We start from the raw sequence: 19,486 nt of genomic DNA on the forward strand, positions 1-19,486 counted from the left end.
CTTTCATCTACCTTGCTTCCTTTATTTTCAAGTTAAGACACTAAGAGTTGAAGGATTCGGAAATAAGCTAAAATTGCTGTAAAACACAACGAGAAATGAGTTGATGCTTTCTCTCTAAAGGCTCGTCGCAGATAAACATTGTTGCACAGTACCTACTTGGTCACAAAAATTTGAAGAACATCAAGTAGGTACCAATTATCATCTGTTCGCACGCTTACTGTGATGCTTGGCACTCTCCATGAATCCCTTCTTATTCCTCAAAGCGACTCCCTTTGTCCCAATCTTCCTCTCACTGATTACTACAGTCTTAAAAAGGAATAGAGGGAAAATTCATCCGTTAATGAGTTTTCCCTCTTTCTTACTATGTTTATTTTTAATCAAGCGTGATTTCTTCTACTTCTTCTTCAAAGAATAGTAATAAATCTTGTAAGCTTAACTTTTCTTTTTCTGCTTTACTGAGGTCTTTGATAATTTGACCTTTTTGTAAAACAATTAATCGGTTACCATAATTCAACGCATCTTCCATACGGTGGGTGATCATTAAACAAGTTAAATCTCCTTCTTTGATTCGTTGATCTGTCAACTGCATCAACTGTTTTGATGTTTTAGGATCTAAAGCTGCCGTGTGTTCATCTAAAAGCAATAAGTCAGGCTTTGTTAATGTTGCCATTAATAGACTCAGTGCTTGTCTTTGTCCACCAGAAAGATTCCCTGTCGGCGTGTCTAAATGATTTTCTAACCCGTTTCCGACTTCACTGCAGATTTTTGTAAATAGCGTTCTCTCTTCATTTAATCTACGTAACCGTAAGCTTCGCTTTTTCCCTCTATACATAGCTAATAATAAATTCTCAGCAACGGTCATCCTTGGTGCTGTCCCCATCTTAGGATCTTGAAAAACACGCGATACGTATTTTGCACGTTTTTCTTCAGAATAAGCAGTGATATTTTGATCGTTGATCAGTAAATCCCCTTCACTTAATGTTACTGTTCCAGCAATACTGTTAAATAACGTACTTTTACCTGCTCCATTACCACCTAATACGGTAACGAATTCACCCTGAGCTATTTTTAAATTCACATGATTTAAAATCGTTTTTGTTTCATTCAACCCATTATCAATACGCTTCGTCGCATTTTTTAGTTCTAAAACTGTGCTCATTTCTCCCCCTCCTTTTGTGGTAAAAAGTGCAGATTTAATGCTTTTTTTAGTTGTGGTATCATTAAACATACTGCTAAGATCACAGCAGAGAAGACTTTTAAGTAAGTTGTATCAAACCCTAGCTTGATGACCAACAAAATAAGTAACTGATAAATAATACTCCCTACAACAATCGCTACTAGACGTTCCGCAAAGGTCAATTCACCGAATAACACTTCACCAATAATGATTGAGGCCAAACCAATAACGATCACACCAGTTCCTTTATTGACGTCTGCATAGCCATCATTTTGAGCAATCAAAGCACCAGATAAGGCAATCACACCGTTTGATAATGTCAGTCCTAATATTTTCATAGAATCAGTCTTGATACCGATCGAGCGCGCCATATGTTCGTTATCACCTGTTGCAATATAAGCTTGACCCAAATTCGTATTGAAGAAAAAGAGTAATAAACTAATAATGATTGCTAAAAAAATCACTCCTAAAAAGATGATATCGTAATAATTAGGAAGATTAAGTTGTAAAAAGAAATCTTGAATCTTCGGTTTATTTAGTAAAGATAAGTTTGGCGTTTGCATTACAAAAAGTATCACTGAATTCAACCCTGACATCACTAAAATACCTGCCAATATTACTGGGATTTTTCCTTTAGTAAAGAGTAATCCAGTTATCAGACCGGCACTCATCCCAGCTAAAACACCTAACAATGTAGCAATAATAGGATGAATACCATTTGTAATTGCCGTAACACATACTGCTCCTCCTAATGGAAATGAGCCTTCTGTCGTCATATCAGGAAAGTTTAAAATACGATAAGTCATAAAGATTCCTAAACCTAATATTGCCCATAACATTCCTTGTCCAATTGCTGAAACAATCATTTGATCCACTCCTTCTACCTATTCTGTAATTGTAGCTTTTGATTTAATATGTTCAGGAATCGAAATTCCTAGCTTCTCTGCTTGTTTTTGATTAATGATGATATCACCTGTTTTAAATGTATAGATTGGTGTTGTTTCCGGCTTGGCTTTTCCAGATAAAATATCAGCAGCCATTTTGCCAGTTTGAACACCTAAGTCAAACTGATTGATCCCTACTGTAGCAAGTCCACCTTGCTCAACCATTGTGTCCACAGAAGGAATAATCGGTGTTTTAGTTTTGTTCGCTTCATTGACAACTGTTTGCATCGCATTAGCAATCGTATTGTCTGTAGGAATATAGATAAAATCTACTTCACTTGTCATGACTTGAACAGTTTGTGCAATTTCATTACTTGAAGGTACAGCATAGGTCTTAACCGTCAATCCTTTTTTTTCTGCAACATTTTTTGCTTCCTCAACTTGATATTTGGAGTTTTCCTCTGACGATGCATATAAAATTCCAACTTTTTTCTTTTTCGGTAAAATTTCAGACACTAAATCAAACTGAGCAGCTACAGGTGATTTATCACTAACACCAGTGATATTGCCCCCTGGTTGATTATTATTCTTTACAAGTCCTGCACTGACCGGATCCGTGATTGCCCCAAGAACGATTGGTATTTCTGTCGTTATATTTGCTAGTGCCTGTGCTGCCGGTGTTGCGATTCCGATTAGAACATCTGCTTTCTTTTCTTGTACTAATTGCTGACTCATTGTGGCCAATTTACTTTGATCCGCTTGACCATTTTGAAAAGCAATCACCATGTTCTTCCCATCTTCATACCCTTTTTCTTTCAAACCAGCTTGAATGCCTTTATAAATTTGATCCAATGCAGGATGACTAACAAACTGCAATACACCAACCGTTGGCAACTTTTCTTTGGCCGCTTCTTTTTTTTCTACAAAGAATGAACCAATTAAAAAAATAACAATCATTACGACAACAATCGATAAACGATTTTTTCTCATTTCTTCTCCTCCTAAATTTTAAAATGGAATGTGCTTTCGATTTCGTATGAAACCTAAGAAAAATTGACTGAGGTATTCTTCACCTCGTTTTATCTTTTTTCCGAAAGTCTAGTCCACATTGCTAGATTTATACGGTAGCAACGTTCTTTTATTATTCCCACCTAAACAAAAAAACAATGACAAATCCTAAAAAGGAGCAGTCATTGTTTCTAAACAAAAACCGCATAGACTACCCATCTATGCGGTCAAAAATTCATCTTGAATATACCGACATAGATACAAAATTTAGAATTTGTCTTCTAAAGTTGTATCTATGAGAGTCTCATACATACAACTATCTACGCCAGTTTTGCCATGAATTATTCAATTCTTTGATTGGTTTTGATAGTCCGTTCATGTAATCACTCCTATAGTTTTGTAATAAAGTTAGTGTACACCAAAGAGAATTTGTTCGTCAAGTCCAAAAATATGTAAAAGAACAACTATTTTGAATTTTCTTTTCTGGTACCCAGTCTTTTTAATCGTCTGCGGTAACTCCAACTGTCCTCGTTTTCTTTAAAAGGATAGAATTTTAAACTTGCAAACATTTTCTGAGAAGCTTTATTCCAATTGAAAATTTCACTAACTGTAATAAACTCTCTGCCTAGTTTTTTTGATTTATAGATAAAATATTTTGTAACACTTCGACCAATATGGCGATTCCGAAATGCTTGATCGATCACAATGGCATAATCATCCTCAGCTAACCAAACATCTCCAATTATTTGGTAATGGCTCTCGTTATTATATTCAATATAGTAGAGTAGTCCATGTTCATTTTGCCACTCATACATTTGTTGGATCTGTTTCTTTGTATAGGTACTTTTTATTCCGACTATATGATACATACTTTCAGGATCCTGATACCATTTTAATGACTCTTGACGAAATTTATCAAAAGGGAGCAATCGAATTTTTTCGCTTATTCGAATCCCCTTAGAGCCGTTACGCTGGAAAGAGGACTCAATGCTAGGCTGAGTCCTCTTTCCTAATAAATCAGTCGCCAAAGTCCGCCACTTAATACTTGCCACGTCGATCACTTCTTATATAAACACCTTGTAATCTAGGTTTTATTAAAAAAAGTCCTACTAAAATGAATAGAATAAGCTCTTTCATATCAAGTCCTTCTTCCTAAAATTTGATTTATTGCGTTACTGATTCAGCTTCTGTAGATTGTTCACTTACTTGTCCTGATGTCGCCTGAGACGTTTCTGAACTTGACGTATTTGAAGCAGTTGTTGACGTTGCTGGTGGCTGAACACTTTGACCAACAGCAGATAAAGGCAACTGATTTAAAGACGGAATAAGCATTGTTTTTATATCAAGACTTTGGTCAATCGAAAGTCTATTTTTCTCTTTATTATTTTCAAAAAAGATGATAGTTACTTCATTTTTTTTGATATTATATTTTTTTTCGATTTTCTCTGTATTATAAACAATTGGGTAGATATAGATACTACGGTTAAACTCTTTCGTCTGCTTTGTGTCTTTTAACACGTCTATAATTTCATTATATGTCTTTCCACTTGGTGTTGAGAATAATACAGTCATGGCTGCCTTTTCACTTATTTCTTTATCGGCCGTTTCAATATCTAAGTAATTTGCTTTTTTCGTCAGATTGGCTTCATTTACAAGCGATTTAATTTCAGATGAACGAATATTGGCTTGCATTCTTGGTACTGCTACAACTAAACTTATAAACGCTAAAACGATCACAGCTAAAATGATTGCACTAAGTTTTTTTTGTCTATTTATGTAAGCAATAAAGTCATCTTTAACATCAATAAAATTTTTCTTCATGCGTTCTCTCCTCTACAACTTATGCTTTTATTATACTAGTTGTTCATTCCTTTGCCTAGTATAACAGCTAAAGACTCTTAGCTATTTAAGAAAACAACCATCTTTTTTATTGTATAATTATATAAATATTAAAAAACAACAAAAAACAAAAAGAATGATCCCCAGTTGACAAACAATATGCTCTAGCCTATACTTTTGTTAATGATGAATCAATTAGAAAACGATGAAAAGAAGAGTACTATTTTCAGAGAATTAATGAGAGAGTCTTGGTAGCTGAAAAGAGATATTTCGAGAAAATAGGAAGATGGTCTTTTAGTTAACATTGGTCAACTCTGTATAGCCAATGTTGGGTACGCCCATTACAGCGTCTAGGTATTAAGTATGATTTGTACCTAAAGAGGAAAATCTTGTGAGAGATTTTTGAATTAAAGGTGGTAACGCGTTCAATCGTCCTTTACTTTTGCAAAAGAGTATTGGACTTTTTTTTTATTTTTTAACAAATCTGACTAAAAAATGGAGGAAACATTATGGCTGATAACAATCAAAAAATCCCTTTTCGTTATGATATTGTAGGGAGCTTTTTGAGACCTGAATCTTTAAAAATCGCTCGTGCTGCATATGCTGATGGGGCAATTTCTAAAGCCGACTTAACTGAAATTGAAGATCAAGCGATTCTTGAGTTAATCAAAAAACAAAAGGCAGCTGGCCTTCATGCTGTTACAGACGGTGAATTCCGTAGGCGCTGGTGGCACTTAGATTTTATTGCAGGGTTAAATGGTATTACTGTTTTCGATTTTCAAACCTCCGCGTTTGGGATTACAACTGAAGCGCAAGGAACATATGTTAGTGGTCCATTATCTTTTCCAGGTACTCATCCTTTCCTTGAACATTTTCGCTTTACTCAAAAACATGCATCTCCTGCTTTAGCCAAACAAACGATTCCAGGACCAAACATGATATTCTTGGACTCTTTGATTTTGTCAAAACAATATAATGAAATGCCGATTTATGATTCTTTAGACAGCTTCAAGCACGACTTGATCAAAACTTACCAAGATGCGATCCAAGCTTTTTACGATGCTGGTTGTCGCTATTTACAATTGGATGATACGAGTTGGGGTGGATTATTTGACGATCGTTTTCGTGAACTAATCAAAAATAACGGTTTAGATGCCGATCAGTTGCTAAATGATTTCCAAGAAGTGACTGAGAAATCGTTAGCTAATAAACCAGCAGATCTTGCTGTAACCTTCCATTTTTGCAAAGGAAATTTCCAATCTCATTGGCTTTACAACGGTTCTTATGAAAAAATCGCCAAAAATTTGTTTTCAATCGATGCTTTTGACGGGTTCTTCTTAGAATATGATGATGATCGTTCAGGCAGTTTTGAACCGCTTAAAGAATTAAAAAATCAACGAGTTGTCTTAGGATTAGTTACAACGAAAAATGGACAACTAGAAGATTCAGCAGCAATGATCAAACGGATCAAGGAAGCGAGTCAATTTGTTCCGCTCAATCAAATTTGTTTGTCACCGCAATGTGGGTTTGCTTCAACACATGAAGGTAATCACTTGTCAGAAGCAGATCAATGGGAAAAAATCAATCTTGTAAAAACGATTGCTGAAACTGTTTGGCAAGACGCTTAAAATAAAAGGAGGCAACAACATGACTAATATTAAAAAAATTCCATTTCGGTTTGATCAAGTCGGAAGCTTTTTACGACCTGAGACATTAAAAGAAGCAAGAGAAAATTTTTTAAATCAAAAAATTTCTAAAAAAGAATTACAAGCAGTCGAAGATCAAGCAATTATTGAGTTGATTGACCAACAAGTTAAGAATGGTTTGAAAGCTGTCACAGACGGTGAATTCCGTCGTAGTTGGTGGCACTTGGATTTTCTTTGGGGCTTAAACGGTGTTGAACAAACAACACCAGAACATGGATATCAATTTAATCAAGTTGAAACGAGAGCAGCATCCTATCAAATTACAGATAAAGTTACATTCAACCCAGAGCATCCTTTTTTTGAAGCTTTTACTTTTTTAAAGAAGCATACACCAGATGGAATAATCGCCAAAGCAACGATTCCGTCACCTACATTGCTTTTTAACCGCAAAAGTGATACTTTCACTTACGCAAGTTATACTGATGAAAATGTCTTTATTGATGATTTAGCGAAAGCATACCACCAAACCATCTTAAAGTTTTATGATTTAGGCTGCCGCTATTTACAATTAGATGATACTTCTTGGGGAATGTATACAGGTTTTATTGAGAATGCTAAAACACCAGAAGAGGTTCAGCATTGGCAACAACAATGTGAAGCAGGTGTTGCTGTGGTTAACCAATTACTTCAAGGTTTACCAGAAGATTTAACCATTACAATGCATGTTTGTCGCGGCAATTATAAATCTGATTGGGCTATTGCTGGACCGTATGATCATGTTGCTGAATACCTAGCGCAATTAACTATTGATGGCTATTTCTTAGAATATGACGATGACCGCTCTGGTGGATTTGAACCGCTAGCGCAAATTTATAAAAACGATCCTGCAAAAAAAGTAGTTCTTGGATTAATTACTTCTAAGTTTCCTGAATTAGAATCAAAGGAACGTTTAACGAAACGAATTACTGAAGCTTCGGCTTATATTCCACTGGAAAACCTATGTCTTTCACCGCAATGTGGGTTTGCTTCTACAGAAGAAGGAAATCATTTAACTGAGGAGGAACAATGGGCGAAAGTACGCTTAGTTGTTGAAACTGCAAAACAAGTTTGGCCAGACGCTTAAATAAAAAACCAAGGCGCTAGATTTTCTCTTGCTCCTTGGTTTTTACTTTATCTATTAATTGAACGAGCCATTCGATTGATTGTATGACGCATACCACGAATCGCTACCGACATTTCATAAATATTCTCAACGGGTGCCAGTCCGCCGTATCCGGCGTCCCCAATATGTTGGATATCTACTCCACAAATTTTGTTTGTCAATGCAATTTGACGAATCGTTTCCTTGCTTGCACTCTCTTGACTCGTTCCAATCGCAGACATTGTCAATAAATCATATTGCTTAGCAATCGCTACTGCTGCTTTCATATCTTCTTCAGCAAAACCTTGAATCGTGCCGACTGCTGGCAACAATAATATATCTGCCCCAGCTTTTGCGTATGCTTCAACTGCTTCATTTGACACTACAGGTTCATCTGATCCTGCACTGTGCATTTTTCCAGCTATCACCAACCCAGAAAAATTTTCTTTGGCAACTTTAACCGCTTTGGCAATCTCAGTATTTGTAACACCAGTACCAGGATTTCCTGTTAAACAAATAAAATCAATCCCCAATGCTTCCGCTTTTTGAATCGTTTCTTTTGAACTGGTACGACCATTGCTAATTGCTAATTTTTCACTAAACATAGTCGACGACTCATCGACCGGTTCTAAGTTTACGCCGATTGGACGCCCCACTAATTCTTTTAAAATTTGAATTGGATTAATCTGATTTGTTTCCGGATTTTGCCAATATGCCATAATTTCTTCTAACGACATCCCTGGAATCCCTTGTACTACTGGGTTAAAACAGTCAAAAGCATTTAATAAAATCAAATCTGCACCAAATGCCGCCGCAACTTCTGCATTACTGATATCTCCTGCTTGCGGAGATGCAATAACTACATTTTCAGAAAGGATCGTTCTTCCTTCACTAGCTTTGATAGACTGTTTCAATTCTTCTGCCGTCATTTTTGCTACGTCACTATAACTTGCACTAATCAATCTTTTTACCATAATAATTCCTCCCTTTAATAAGGCTAAGTTCATTATACTAAAAACGATAAGAAAGCGCAGTCATTTACAAATTAGATGAAACAATTTCTCATTCTCAAATTTTTATTTTCCACTTCCTTTATAATTAAAAAGAACTCCGTTATAATAGTACTATTATGTATATAGAATTGAGGGATGTTTATGTCATTTGATGGCGTATTTACTCATGGAATCGTCTCAGAATTGTCTGAGACATTAGTCACTGGTCGCATTTCAAAAATCCACCAGCCTTATGAAAATGAAATTATTCTAGTTATCCGAACTAAAGGGAAAAATCATAAATTACTTTTATCAGCTCACCCAAGTTATGCTCGTGTCCAGCTGACCGAAATCGCTTATGCTAATCCTGATACACCGCCTAATTTTGTTATGATGCTTCGTAAGTTTCTGGAAGGAGCTATTTTAGAAGAGATTCATCAAATCGACAATGATCGCGTGATTCACTTTACGTTTACCAAAAGAGATGAATTAGGTGATTTGCAAAATATCGTTTTAATTGTTGAACTGATGGGTAGACATAGTACAATCGTTTTGATGAACAAAGAAAATGGTAAAATTTTAGATGCAATCAAACATATCGGCAGTTCTCAAAACAGTTATCGCTCTTTGCTTCCGGGTGTTGATTATATTGATCCACCTAAACAAAATCAGCAAAATCCTTTCTTAGCGACAAAAGAAAAAGTCTTTGAACTTCTTTCAAAAACAAGTGAGCTAAATGGAAAATATCTGCAAAGTCAATTTCAAGGTTTAGGCAAAGACACAGCTGATGAGTTAGCTTTTCGTTTAAACGAACGCCCTAACGAAAAAATGCTGGTATGGCAGTCATTTTGGTCCTCAATTAAATCAGAGCTTGATCCAACTTTAACCATAACTGACAAAAAAGAATACTTTACTCCCCTTTCATTTATCTCTTTAAATGGAAAACAAGAACATTTTGGGACATTGAGTGAATTGCTAGATACCTTTTATGGCGGAAAAGCTGAAAAAGATCGGGTCAAGCAACAAGGCGGAGAATTGATCCATAAAATAGAAAATGAACTGAAACGAAATCAAACCAAAGTCGTAAAACTTCAGCAAACATTAGCCGATACAGAACATGCCGAAAACTATCGCCGAGATGGTGAACTTTTAACAACCTTTATGGCTCAAGTTCCAAAAGGTGCTGAATTTGTTGAATTACCAAATTACTACGAAGAAGACCGTGTATTAAAAATCAGCTTAAACCCAGCGCTAACACCAAATCAAAATGCTCAAAAATATTTTCAAAAATATCAAAAGCTTAAAAACGCAGTGAAAGTCGTTCATGGACAAATTGAACAAGCAACTCAAGAAATCAGCTATTTAGATTCTGTCTTGTCTCAACTAGAAATCGCAGGTCCGATGGATATCGAGATGATTCGAGAAGAATTGATCGAACAAGGATATGTAAAAAAACGTGGTACAAAAAAACAAAAGCAACCTAAAAAAAGCAAACCTGAAGAATTTTATTCAAGTGATGGTAGCCTGATTCTAGTCGGTCGTAATAATCTGCAAAATGATCAGCTTACACTAAGAACCGCTAAAAAAACAGATATTTGGCTACACGCAAAAGATATTCCAGGCTCTCATGTAATTATCAAAGATACAAATCCATCAGAACAAACACTTATGGAAGCTGCAAACCTTGCTGCATATTATTCTAAATACCGTTTATCAGCGCAAGTCCCAGTTGACTATGTGCAAGTCAAACATGTTCATAAACCTAACGGCGCTAAACCAGGATATGTTATCTACGAAAATCAAAAAACAATCTATGTAACGCCTAATGAGCAATTACTAGAAACATTAAAAGAGGATGGGACAGCAGCGTTTACTCCCGAGAAATAAGAAGGAATTCACGAAAAGACATTCAACACCGATTAGGAATCATTTCGATGTTGAATGATTCCTAATCGGTGTTCTTCAAATTTTTGTGACCAAGTAGGTACTGTGCAACAATGTTTATCTGCGATGAGCCTTTAGCGAGAAAGCATCAACTCGTTCCTCGTTGTGTTTTACAGCAATTTCAGCTAAATTCCGAAGAGCGTGCTTCTGATCCCACCGTTTATTCGTATTTAGGGTGTGAAACAAAAGTGTTTTTTACTTTTGTCCCACACCCTTTTTGTGGCTACTAGCGAACCACCATCGCTCGCTCCACTAATTTATTGGCGACATCAGAAATAATCGTATTTGCAGAAACACCTTCCAAAACAGGTCTTTTAAGCGTCATATAAAAAATATACTTAGGATCTTCAGTCGGTGTGATTGTCACTACAGAATGTAAGTACTCTTGTTTTTGATAAGCACCGTTTTCAAAGAATTCTGCCGTTCCAGTTTTAGCAGAGACATTTAATCCTTTAATAGCATATTCTTTTCCCATACCATATTTAGGATCAACTGTAACATCTTTCATGTATTCCAATACTTTCCCAGCCGTTTCACTAGAAATCGGTGTTCCAACAGTTTCTGGTTGAATTGTTGTTTCTTCTCCAGTTGCCGAAACGATTTTGCTGATGATATTAGGTTTGATCATGTTTCCGCCATTGGCAATCGCTGTATATGCTTGAAGCATTTGCATATGCGTCACAGAGATTCCTTGACCATAAGATGTCATGGCTCTATCTACCGTGGTCTTATTTTGAATCTCTCCGGCAGCTTCACCAGCTAATCCAAAATTTGTACTTTGACCAAACCCAAATCTTTTAAGATACTCTTGCCATAAATCTGGCATTCGCTCTTGAAGGTTCACCATACCGACATTACTAGACCACGCTAAACCTTGTCTAAAGGTCATATTTCCCGCTCCAACACCATTATTCCAGTCACTAATCATTGTATCATCCACTTTGATACTTCCAGATACAAACTGCTCACTTTCATTGAATTTAGTTTCTTCAATTGCGCTTGCGACCATCATACTCTTCATTGTTGATCCTGGTTCATAGATATCTTCAACAAGAATGTTACTCCATCTAGCAGTATTAGGATCATCCAAGCCTTTTTTTGTATCTAACGCAAAAGACGGGCGTTGCGATGTTGCTAAAATATTTCCAGTTTTAGCTTCCATTAAAGTAGCCGTGATATGTTCTGGTTGATATTTTTGGGTAGCATCATCTAATAATTCTTCAAGAAAAAATTGCAGATTACTATTTAACGTAGTATAGATATCACTCCCATTAACACGTTTTTTCTCTTTCACGCTTCCAGGCTTTACATCACCCAATGCAGAATTTTTTTCAAAGCTTTTATAACCGTTTTTACCAGCTAACTTATCGTTATATGCTTCTTCAATTCCCATAACGCCATGCTCATTCCCATTATCATCTTGTTGCGTGTAACCAATAAAATAAGAAGCAAAGTTGCCAACTTGATAAGCACGTTTTTTTTCTTCTCTAAAATAAACACCTGAGATTTGTTTCTTATCTAGCTCATCTTGAATAACTTTTTTTGTTTCAAAACTCAAATTTCTTCCTTTTGTTCCAAATTCAACCGTTGTAATTGGCTCTCCTTCTTCATTTAGGCTAGGTTTTAATTGTTTTAAGGTCACGTTTTTGTCTATTTGTACATATTTTTCAAAAAGCTCTGCAATCGCTGTCCAATCCTTTTCTTGGACATATAATTTTTTACCCTCTAAATCAGTATAGTTTTTATCTAAAATAGCGTATAACGAAAACGCACTTGAATCCTCAACTAAAACATTACCATCCTTATCAAAAATAGAGCCTCGTTTGGCTTCAAGTGTCTCATGAACTTCATAAAGTTCCTTTGTCTTTTCAGAAAGATTCGTTCCAGCAACTTTACCTGTAATCAAGATATAAGAAAATCGAAAAGTAAATAATAAAAAAAGCAAGATTGTCAAAACTAAAACAATAATCCCTACTCTTTTTCGATTTTTAGTTGTTGTAAGATTATGATTGTTGATCCAGTCTTTCAATTTTTTCATTCCAGTATATCTCCAATATCTCATTTTAAATGTATCTATACAAAATAGTCACTACTTTATGTATTGCCTTTCCACTAATCATGTTCTTTTATTTTACCTCGTTTACCTACTAAATTTCACTTCTACTCTGTTTCTTAAACAAAAATTAGAGTCTTTAAATTAAGAAGCTGTTGATTCAGATAATGAATGTTTGAAAAATGAAACAAAAAAAGATAGAACACACAACTACAAGCTTTTATTGCGTGACCTATCTATTCTATGATTATTTTTTTCTTGCTACATGTACTTTTAATTGCTTACCTTTGATTGTTCGCTCTTTCATCGCTTGAATCACAAGTTGGCCTTTTCCATTTAAAATATCAACATACGTCACATTCTCTTGAATTGTAATAATGCCAATATCTTCTGCCGTAATCCCTTCAATTTTAGAAATAGTGCCCACAAAATCAAGTGCACGTAATTTCTTTTTCTTACCGCCATTGAAATAAACTTTTGTTATTTCTTCATTTACTCGTTTGGCTTTAGGTTGTCTTATCTTTTGTTTTGTCGTTATTTTTGTTTCAAAAGCAGCTTTGCTTCTTGCAACTAGTTTAGCATTTGGCAGTGTAATTCGAGTCATTGTCAGATGACCAAAAGTTTCGATTTCTTTTTTTAATGCTACTTCTTTTGATGTCACTAGCGTCAAGGCGAAACCAGCTTTTCCGGCACGTCCAGTTCGTCCTACACGATGAATATAGCTTTCTTTTTCGTACGGGACATCTAGATTGATAACATGAGTGATATTCTCGATATCGATTCCTCGCGCAGCTACGTCTGTCGCTACGAGATAACGAAACTTTGCTTTTCTAAAAGCATCCATTACCTCAAAACGATCTTCTTGCATCATTCCACCATGTAATTTACCAACAGGATATCCTGCTCTTACCAAGAAATCGTAAGTATCGTTAACTTTCTCTTGAGTATTAGCAAATATGATACAAGTATCTGGATTTTCAACGATCGTTACCGCTTCTAAAGCAACTAACTTACTTTCTTCTGTAACCTCTAAAAAAGAATGTTGAATTTTGGGCGTTGTTTGTTCTGTTGCTTCAATTTTTACGACGGTTGGATCATGTAAATAGGAACTACTCAGTCTTTCAATCGTTTGCGGCATGGTCGCCGAAAATAACAATGTATTTTTTCTATTCGGCAAACGTGTAATAATTTCTTTTACTTGATCAATAAAGCCCATATTTAACATTTCATCTGCTTCATCAATGACTAAACAGCTGATTTTTTCAAGTGGAAGACTCCCTTTTTTAATATGATCCAGTACACGTCCCGGTGTTCCAACCACCATATGACTTTTCTGTTTTAGCTCAGACTTTTGTTTGATATAAGATGCTTTTCCAAATACTGCCGTCGCTTTGATTCGTTTGTAGCGCCCAATATTGATTAGATCTTCTTGAACTTGCTGCGCTAGTTCTCTAGTAGGTTCAAGGACAAGAATTTGTGGCTTATTCTCAATCCAATCAACTTTTTCACAAAGAGGTATACCAAAACTGGCCGTTTTTCCACTACCCGTTTGAGATTGAACTAAAACATCTTTTTCATCTAAAATTGCTGGAATAACAGCTTGTTGGACAGGTGTGGGGCTTTCATACCCCAAGTCTGAAATTGCTTCCAAGATTACATCACTTAGTGGATAATTGCTAAAATTTATTTTATTCATCGTTTCCCCATTCTTTTAGTTAATGTTCAAAAAACATTTAACTAAATGGTCATTCTTACTTTTTTAGACCTAGTCCTTTATTATCCACGAAAAGAGGTAGAACTGCAAGAGCTTGAATTCTTCTTTTTATATCGTCTATTAGTATAAAAAAAATGAAGACAATATTTAGTCCTCGTTTAACAGTTAAATCAACAAAACATTACTTTACTAAATTTCCCAAGATTCGGCATCAAAAGACTTTCTCTTTGCTCTTTTTCATTTCTATAAAAAACAGACTACTTTACCGCTACTCTGACAATTTCTTTTACCACCTGTTGCAGGAGATTCCTCCTCAATATTTGCCAAGTCATTGTGAATCGTTTGCTTCGAGACCTATAACTTTTACTGAATGATACTCTCGAAATGATTCGTAAAAAACTGCACTCGAGTAAAACTAGTCTATATCACTAGAACTAGCACATTTTCTTTGACCCTTTATTTCAATACACTTTGTTTTAGTGCTTTTAAAATTTTAAATCAATCACAAAAAAAGGCGTGTTTACGATAACACCTATTCTCTAAAATTCAACTCTCATGTAAAAAAAATCCTTGATCAGTAACGATACCATCAAGGATCTTCCATATTAAATCAATCTGTTTCTTTCATAACATAAAATAGTACGTGATTAAAAAAGGCCTCTATACAATCTCTAGTTTTAATTCGTTATCCCAATAACACAATAAGATCCATTTAAGAGCGCTAGTCCAATCATCAATCTTACTTTTTCTAATAATGACGAACAAAAGTTGATACATGTAGCTGACACTTCTACTCATTTCCTTCAGGAAATGAGGGACCATCAATAAAGCTAGTGTAAATATGATCATCATCCGTTTCTTCTCCAGCAATCAGCTGAATGATTTTTTCAGCAGCTAGCATACCCCAACGATGTTTAGAATAGGAAATAGTTGCTAACCGAGGCTGAATAAAGGCACTAATATCGATATTATCAAAACCAATCAATCGAATATCCTTCCCAATTTCATAAGGTGTTTCTTTAAAATATTTATATACGCCAATTGCCATTTCGTCATTCAATGCAAAAATATCTAAAGGAAATACAGGTTTTTTTTCCATGATTTTCTTAGCTGCTCGGTAGCCTGATGGTTCTGTAAAATCACCTGAAATAATATCATATTCAATTCCAAACCGTTCTAGTTCTTTGATACTAGCATTTAAACGTTCTTGACCGTCATAGCTCTTCTTTGGTCCTGAAATTAAAAACAACTTCTTAGTTTGGCAAGCAACCGCTTTTTCAATGGCTAACGTAGCACCACCTTTATTATCCAATAAAACTTTTCGTACATTTTCATGGGTAATCAACCGATCTAAAATCACTAAAAAATGACCTCGATCTGCATACTGCTCGATTTCTTTATTCTTAAACGTCCAGTCCAACACAATTGCGCCATCGATCATTCGTTCAGGAATAAACAAATGTGATTTATTCCCACTGCAAACGATCATCTCAAAATTTTGAGTTTCTAGCCCTTTTTTTATGCCATCCAATAGTTCACCATAAAAACTACCACCATAATCAGCAAGGTAAACACCGATAATGTTAGTTTGCTGCCTTTTTAACGTACGAGCAGCCATGTTAGGAACATAGTCCAATTCATCCGCAATCGCTTGGATTCTTGCTCGAGTTGCTTCAGTAACTTTTGGACTGCCATTTAATGCATAAGAAACAGTTGAAATCGATACCCCTGCCTTTTTTGCAATTTCTTTGATTCCTATCATGAATACTCATCTCCTAACAATAAATATCTATCTGATTTTCTCTCTCGTCTAGGTAAGTGACCAGTTCTGCTAATGCAACAATATAGCCCCCTTGACGGTAAGGATTGTTTTCTCGTTCAGTGGACAATTTTTGTCCATTTGCAAAAACCGCCTCTTTTTGACCATCTAAGTGAAAAATAATTCGTACCTTTTTTCCAACTAGTTGATAGACCATCTCTAATTTATCTAATTCTTCTGGTAGTACCGGATCAAAGATCACATGTTGTTTGTCTTCCCGAATACCTAATACGTTCGTTAGGAGCTGATTCATATATATTCCAGGTCCGCTAGAATAAATTCGCCAGCCGCCTTTGACGCCAACACTACCATCTTTCAACTGATCAAAGTTCTTCTGAGCATCATACCTTGTTTTAAAATCACCATCGGAACTACTAAAATAAACATTTGCTTGACGGATTTCTGCATTTTTTACATGATCTTTTATTTGAATAGGGGTAATAGTATTCAATCCTTGCCATGTTTCATGGGCTTTTCCAAGTTTTGCCATTGCTTCTACAAAACGGATATGTGCATGGACATACTGCAAGCCGATTTCACGTCCAAAATTGGCTGATTGTTCAGCACGTTTAAAGTTAGTGCTTACCCCACCTTGATAATTAGCAGGCCGATTCATCAAACGAACACCATCTGGAAAGTGTAAATGTTCCTTAATGATCGCATAATGCTGTTCCGCTTGTTCCGTAGTTAGCAATTCAGCGATCATACTACGTGTCATTGGTAATAATCGATACTGGATCCCTGTTTTTTCATCTGTTGGATGAATCATGAATTCTACATGATCTGTATCCTCCATATAAACAAAACCTGGAATAGTTTCCGTGGATAAAATGTATGTTTCAAAGTCATTTTTGATATTTTCAGCAAGTTTAACTAAATGATCGCCATATGTTTGATCTATCTCTGTCAGTAGATAAGACAATTTTTTTATTACTTGGTAGGTTAAAGCCACCGTCCAACTACTTGCCATATATTTTTTTAGTTTATTATCATATGGTTGTAAAGTGTCGTCCCAGTCACCATCACTATAACAAGATAAATAGGTTCCTTCTAAAAAGTTGTTCTCAATAAACTGGATCTCTTTTTTCACATGTTCAAATAAAGTCTCTGTCTCATCTGTTTTTAGGAACGTAGCCCTATCGGAATACGGGATTTTTTTATCTAAAATCGCAAAATCTTTTGTTTTTGCTAGATAATCAGCAACAATCTTCATTGGCCAAACAATCACATCTCCATGACTTTCATCCGCCTTTTGTTTTTCATAACGATCAAACATAAACCACTGTGGCCAATTACCATCATCACTAAATTGATTTGCATAAACAGTTTTTATGATATCTCGCACAATTTCTGGTTTATTAACGGCTAAGAAGAATTCTGTTGGTCCTTGCGAAACGTCTCTAGTCCCCCATGCAGCCCCACCATATTGCTCTAACCCATGGGGAGAAAGGTAATGCACTAGCATGTTATGCGTATACCAACGCGACAAATTATTCATCGCTTCAACCTCTGCTGTCTCGTGCACCAGTTGAAAGTTGTTCAGTAAGCTATTTATAAAATCCAAGAACTGCTTGTTTTCCTTATGGTAAGTGGTATTGGTTTCTTGAAATGGTGCTCCCGTCATGTTTGCTTGAATATGCATACAAAATTCTGATTGTTCTTCAATCACAAAAGTGCTCAAGACTTGTCTAGTTCCACTAGATAAAAACAGACGCTCATCTGTTAGTTCAAATGGTTTATCTATTGAAAAATAATAGGTCAAATCAGGGTATTCTTTATAGATGACTGAATCCATTGATGGTGTAATCGTAATCAACCCGTTTACTTTTGTTAGAATGAATGCGGGTTCTTCTTCCTCAGCATTCATTACCAATTGATTGGTTACAGCAAACGTATAGTTAATTCCATTTTGGCTAGTCACCTTTGTACAAATCTCTTTGGTCTCACACAACGTAAACGTTCTCACGATAATTATATCATTCTCTAATTTATAATACCACGTAGCCGAGTTTAATCCCATCTCAAATGCAGATGGCATCGTTAATATCCGCCACTTCTCTTTTTCTTTAATGTAGATTCGTTGTCCTGCTTGCTTCATAATATTTAACGAATTACGACTATTACTCATTAATTTATTCATTGACGTATTGCCTAGAACGATTTGTGAATTAAATAAACCATACATGTAAACAGTCGTACTTAGTAACGGCTGTTCCACATCAAGCTCTGTCCCACTTAATAAAATATGCCCATGAGCTCTTTCCATCGCTACTTCTTTTTCCTTCAATACAACATGATGATAGTCATCCGTAAAGAAAGAAGCGATTTTTCCATCAATCATTTCAACTTGATTTTGTTTGGGAAATAAACTACTACATTCGTTCCTCGTTAACGTTCCCCCTACAATCGGTTCAGCTAACTTTTTTTCAACACTTGTTCCTTGCTTGTTAGTCATTTTTATTTTTAAAGAATCATAACTGTTTTTGATTTTCTCTTTAGAAATCAGTGGTTTTTCAATCACTGTAGGTTGATTTTTGATTGGTGCTCCATAAAAGACAATTGTCTTTTCTTTTTCAATTGCAACATAGCTTTCGGTTTGTAGCGCAACATAAGCAAACTCATATTGATACACTTCATTTGCCAAAAAATCTTGTTTCAATACTTTTGGTTGATTTGTCTCTTTGTATTGCCGACCGAAAAATTGGTAACCATCTGTGGAAAAAGCGATTACAGGCGTCAAACTCCCTTGTTCCACTACTGGAAAACAGCCTTCTTGTGGCTGATTTTGACGAGATGAAATAGTCACGGTCTCACACTCTTTTGAAACATGGTGATCTACATATTGAGACATGTAAGCTTCGTTCGAGCGAACAGCTCCTTTTGTAGCATTCCCAATATCTTGCCCGTAAATAACATCAACTTTTTGACCAGAGCCAATTACACTTACTTGCCAAAACCAAATACCTGATTTTGAAACTTGAAAATTTACTTGGTAGGATACTCCTAAAAAATCTCCCCACCAGTTTGCTTGTTCGTTATCAATATAAAACGTACTTGCTGAATTAGAACCAACCATCGGAATTGTCTGAATCCCCTCTTCTTTGTAGACTCTTAAATAGAGCTGATTACAGCTGCCATCTAATACATTTCCATGTAATTGATTGATCATTATATTTCCTTGGAGTATTTCATAAAGATCCCCAGTTTCCAAAAATGAGACAATTGTTCCACCGTTTTCTATCGTTCGTTTTTGTTCTGTCATGTCAATC

General features: G+C 35.6%; 13 protein-coding genes and 1 other annotated feature. Of the genes, 3 read left to right on the top strand and 10 right to left on the bottom strand.

Features of this window, described 5'->3' with window-relative positions:
- Positions 1-373: 373 nt before the first annotated feature.
- The 5 genes from I580_RS05100 to I580_RS05120 all read right to left on the bottom strand — a co-directional run bounded on the left by I580_RS05100 (position 374) and on the right by I580_RS05120 (position 4,890).
- On the bottom strand, positions 374-1,159 hold the full coding sequence (locus I580_RS05100) for an ABC transporter ATP-binding protein (protein WP_010772370.1): 786 nt from the start codon (positions 1,157-1,159) through the stop codon (positions 374-376).
- The gene (locus I580_RS05105; RefSeq protein WP_010772369.1) at positions 1,156-2,043 is read right to left on the bottom strand and encodes an ABC transporter permease; all 888 of its coding nucleotides are present in this window, start codon (positions 2,041-2,043) and stop codon (positions 1,156-1,158) included. Before I580_RS05105 ends, I580_RS05100 begins: the two co-directional genes overlap by 4 nt.
- Positions 2,044-2,061: 18 nt before the next feature.
- Entirely contained in the window at positions 2,062-3,051 is a 990-nt protein-coding gene (gene trpX / locus I580_RS05110; RefSeq protein ID WP_010772368.1) for a tryptophan ABC transporter substrate-binding protein, read from the bottom strand.
- 482 nt (positions 3,052-3,533) lie between these two features.
- On the bottom strand, positions 3,534-4,121 hold the full coding sequence (locus tag I580_RS05115; RefSeq protein ID WP_010772367.1) for a GNAT family N-acetyltransferase: 588 nt from the start codon (positions 4,119-4,121) through the stop codon (positions 3,534-3,536).
- 112 nt (positions 4,122-4,233) lie between these two features.
- Positions 4,234-4,890, bottom strand: coding sequence for a hypothetical protein (locus I580_RS05120; RefSeq protein ID WP_010772365.1), 657 nt, complete (start codon positions 4,888-4,890; stop codon positions 4,234-4,236).
- Positions 4,891-5,104: 214 nt separating this feature from the next.
- Positions 5,105-5,348, top strand: a binding site (T-box leader).
- A 69-nt stretch (positions 5,349-5,417) separates the two neighbouring features.
- Between I580_RS05120 and I580_RS05125 the strand changes: the two genes are divergently transcribed.
- Together I580_RS05125 and I580_RS05130 are read left to right on the top strand one after the other, a co-directional pair.
- The gene (locus I580_RS05125) at positions 5,418-6,536 is read left to right on the top strand and encodes a 5-methyltetrahydropteroyltriglutamate--homocysteine S-methyltransferase (RefSeq protein WP_010772364.1); all 1,119 of its coding nucleotides are present in this window, start codon (positions 5,418-5,420) and stop codon (positions 6,534-6,536) included.
- Positions 6,537-6,555: 19 nt separating this feature from the next.
- Positions 6,556-7,677 carry a 5-methyltetrahydropteroyltriglutamate--homocysteine S-methyltransferase gene (locus I580_RS05130; protein ID WP_010772363.1) on the top strand — a complete coding sequence of 374 codons (1,122 nt, stop codon included), beginning with the start codon at positions 6,556-6,558 and terminating at the stop codon, positions 7,675-7,677.
- Positions 7,678-7,724: 47 nt separating this feature from the next.
- Here the strand turns inward: I580_RS05130 and I580_RS05135 are convergent, their stop codons facing one another.
- Complete coding sequence (locus tag I580_RS05135; protein ID WP_010772362.1) at positions 7,725-8,669, bottom strand: DUF7916 family protein; 945 nt, start codon at positions 8,667-8,669, stop codon at positions 7,725-7,727.
- A 180-nt stretch (positions 8,670-8,849) separates the two neighbouring features.
- On the opposite strand from I580_RS05135, the gene efbA reads away from it, so the two are divergent.
- A complete protein-coding gene (gene efbA / locus I580_RS05140) occupies positions 8,850-10,574 on the top strand; it encodes a fibronectin-binding protein EfbA (protein WP_010772361.1) in 1,725 nt (574 codons plus the stop codon).
- A 283-nt stretch (positions 10,575-10,857) separates the two neighbouring features.
- Here efbA and I580_RS05145 read toward each other — a convergent pair whose 3' ends face one another.
- From I580_RS05145 to I580_RS05160, 4 genes are all read right to left on the bottom strand, one after another.
- Complete coding sequence (locus I580_RS05145; protein ID WP_010772359.1) at positions 10,858-12,669, bottom strand: penicillin-binding transpeptidase domain-containing protein; 1,812 nt, start codon at positions 12,667-12,669, stop codon at positions 10,858-10,860.
- 262 nt (positions 12,670-12,931) lie between these two features.
- The gene (locus tag I580_RS05150; RefSeq protein ID WP_010772358.1) at positions 12,932-14,380 is read right to left on the bottom strand and encodes a DEAD/DEAH box helicase; all 1,449 of its coding nucleotides are present in this window, start codon (positions 14,378-14,380) and stop codon (positions 12,932-12,934) included.
- Positions 14,381-15,188: 808 nt separating this feature from the next.
- Positions 15,189-16,160: a LacI family DNA-binding transcriptional regulator gene (locus I580_RS05155; RefSeq protein WP_010772356.1), complete on the bottom strand. Its 972-nt coding sequence runs from the start codon at positions 16,158-16,160 to the stop codon at positions 15,189-15,191.
- Between the two features lie 13 nt (positions 16,161-16,173).
- Positions 16,174-19,479 carry a GH36-type glycosyl hydrolase domain-containing protein gene (locus tag I580_RS05160; RefSeq protein WP_010772355.1) on the bottom strand — a complete coding sequence of 1,102 codons (3,306 nt, stop codon included), beginning with the start codon at positions 19,477-19,479 and terminating at the stop codon, positions 16,174-16,176.
- Positions 19,480-19,486: the final 7 nt, after the last annotated feature.

Source organism: Enterococcus caccae ATCC BAA-1240, assembly GCF_000407145.1.
In the GTDB taxonomy this organism is placed as follows: Bacteria; Bacillota; Bacilli; order Lactobacillales; family Enterococcaceae; genus Enterococcus_L; species Enterococcus_L caccae.

Coding starts and splice junctions, on each gene's coding strand:
- I580_RS05100 (WP_010772370.1), bottom strand. CDS start 1,159: ATGAGCACAGTTTTAGAACTAAAAAATGCGACGAAGCGTATTGATAAT.
- I580_RS05105 (WP_010772369.1), bottom strand. CDS start 2,043: ATGATTGTTTCAGCAATTGGACAAGGAATGTTATGGGCAATATTAGGT.
- trpX (WP_010772368.1), bottom strand. CDS start 3,051: ATGAGAAAAAATCGTTTATCGATTGTTGTCGTAATGATTGTTATTTTT.
- I580_RS05120 (WP_010772365.1), bottom strand. CDS start 4,890: ATGAAGAAAAATTTTATTGATGTTAAAGATGACTTTATTGCTTACATA.
- I580_RS05125 (WP_010772364.1), top strand. CDS start 5,418: ATGGCTGATAACAATCAAAAAATCCCTTTTCGTTATGATATTGTAGGG.
- I580_RS05130 (WP_010772363.1), top strand. CDS start 6,556: ATGACTAATATTAAAAAAATTCCATTTCGGTTTGATCAAGTCGGAAGC.
- I580_RS05135 (WP_010772362.1), bottom strand. CDS start 8,669: ATGGTAAAAAGATTGATTAGTGCAAGTTATAGTGACGTAGCAAAAATG.
- efbA (WP_010772361.1), top strand. CDS start 8,850: ATGTCATTTGATGGCGTATTTACTCATGGAATCGTCTCAGAATTGTCT.
- I580_RS05145 (WP_010772359.1), bottom strand. CDS start 12,669: ATGAAAAAATTGAAAGACTGGATCAACAATCATAATCTTACAACAACT.
- I580_RS05150 (WP_010772358.1), bottom strand. CDS start 14,380: ATGAATAAAATAAATTTTAGCAATTATCCACTAAGTGATGTAATCTTG.
- I580_RS05155 (WP_010772356.1), bottom strand. CDS start 16,160: ATGATAGGAATCAAAGAAATTGCAAAAAAGGCAGGGGTATCGATTTCA.
- I580_RS05160 (WP_010772355.1), bottom strand. CDS start 19,479: ATGACAGAACAAAAACGAACGATAGAAAACGGTGGAACAATTGTCTCA.